General features: G+C 71.5%; 2 protein-coding genes. Both read right to left on the bottom strand.

The window, feature by feature from the left end; genetic code table 11:
• A partial coding sequence (locus QN345_RS18405; protein WP_323509042.1) for a LacI family DNA-binding transcriptional regulator occupies positions 1 to 967 on the bottom strand: 967 nt, incomplete at its 3' end.
• A complete protein-coding gene (locus QN345_RS18400; protein ID WP_134446227.1) occupies positions 968 to 1,669 on the bottom strand; it encodes a TetR/AcrR family transcriptional regulator in 702 nt (233 codons plus the stop codon).
• Positions 1,670 to 1,984: the final 315 nt, after the last annotated feature.

Here is a 1,984-nt window from a genome sequence, read left to right as displayed (position 1 = left end):
GCTGGTACACCGTCGTGAGCCGCGGGGTCGACAGGCGGCCGGTCTCGATGCCGTCGAAGCCGGTCACGATCACGTCCTCCGGCACCCGCACGCCCGCCGGCACGAGCACGTCGAGCATGCCGAGCGCGGTCCGGTCGTTCGCGCAGACGAGGGCCCGCGGCATCCGCCCGGTGGTGAGCAGCGTTTCGGCGAGCCGGCGGGCACGGATGCGGGAGAAGTCGCCCTGCAGGATCGTCGCGGCGGCGGGGTCGAGGCCCGCCCCCTCGAGAGCTTCGACGAAGCCCTGGTACCGCTCGGAGCTGTCGGGTGAGTCGGCGGGGCCGGCGACGAAGGCGAGGTCGGTGGTGTCGCCGCTCTCCAGGAGGTGCGCGGTGAGCGCCCGCATGCCTTCCCGGTTGCTGACGCTGACGTGGTCGAATTCCATCTCGGCGCATCGGCGCGGGCCGCCGATCAGTACGACGGGGATCCGCCGCGAGACGTGCTTGAGGAGTTCGTCAGGGACGCTTCCGGCGAGCACGGCCACCGCGTCGACCCGCCCGGCGATGTCCCGCAACATGTCGGCGGGATTGGCATCCCTGCCGACGCCGACCATGAGGGCGAAACCGTGGCGCCAGGCCTCGCGCTCGCTGCCGCGCAGCACCCCGTCGAAGGAGAGGTTCGGCGGGGCGACCTCGCTGCCGCCGGCCCTGTCGACGACCATCGTGACCGACAGGTCCTGCACGAACGGGGCTTCTCCCCGGTCGTCCTCGTCGTCGATGCCGGGGAAGAACAGGCCGAGGACGCCGGTGCGCTGGGCCGCGAGGCACCGTGCACTGGCGCTCGGCACGTAGCCGAGGGCCTGCACGGAGTCGAGGACCCGCTCCCGGGTCGACTCGCGCACGTCATGCGGACGGCGCAGCACCCGGGACACCGTCGCGATCGACACCGCCGCGTGGGCGGCTACGTCGTAGACGGTCGCAATCTTCACTCAGCGTCCGGAACCGGCACCGGATGCCGCGCGCTTGGCGCGCCGGGTGAGCCCGTGCACCGCGGCCTGGAACTCGCGGGCGGCGAGCGGCCGGCCGGGCAGCCGGGGCCGGTCCGTGGCCGGCAGCCGCAGGCCGTCGAGCACGATCGCAAGCTGCCTGCGCCACTGGCCGGTGTGGCCGCCGCCGTGCGTGCCGAGGGAACCGACCATGGTGACCAGAACCGCGAGATCGACCGCGTCGACATCCGCCCGGAGTGCACCGTCCTTCTTGGCGCGGGCGACGAGGCCGGCGATCACGGCCTGGAACTCGGTGCCCTTGCCGCTGCCCGGGTCGATGACCTCCATGCGCTTGAGAATGTGCGGGAGCGCCGGATCGGCGACAAGCCACTCGGCGACACGCTCCATGTAGAGCTCGATGCCGGCCCAGGCCGTCGGAGCAGCGGCGATCTCATCGCGGACGGTCGCGAGTTCGGCAAGCGCGATGTCGTAAAGAGCGCGCACGAGGTCGTCCCTGGTCGGGAAGTTTCGGTAGAGCGTGGCCACGCCGACGTCTGCGCGGCGGGCGATCTCCTCGAGCGAGGCGTCGACCCCGTTCTGCGCGATGAGAGCCCGCGCCTCGACGATCAGGCGCTCTCGGTTCTGCCGGGCGTCGCGCCGACGCGGTTGAGCGCCGTCCTGCGGGGTCGGTTCGGACGAAGTCATGGAGACGATTGTAAGTCCCCCAGCTATGACGAGTCGGAGGGAATCCTCCACGTCGCCTGTGCCTGCGCCCGGAATCCCTCGTCCGGGATAGAATCTCGCCGGAGAACCGGGTCTCACATGCGAACCCGTGAATCTCGCCGGAGAACCGCAGTGGTCCGACCGACGGCCCGCAGCATCCCTGAGAACCGAGGACTCCCGATGACGCCTCCCCCCGATCCGAGCCGCACCGCCGGCGAGGGCACGGATGCCCACCTCGTCTTCGCCCGCCGGATGGACCGGATCGACGGGCTGGCCCACTACCGTCGGCAGTTCGTG

Source organism: Cryobacterium sp. 10I1 (genome assembly GCF_035019805.1).
Classification (GTDB): Bacteria; Actinomycetota; Actinomycetes; order Actinomycetales; family Microbacteriaceae; genus Cryobacterium; species Cryobacterium glucosi.
This window is presented reverse-complemented; position numbering and strand designations above follow the sequence as displayed.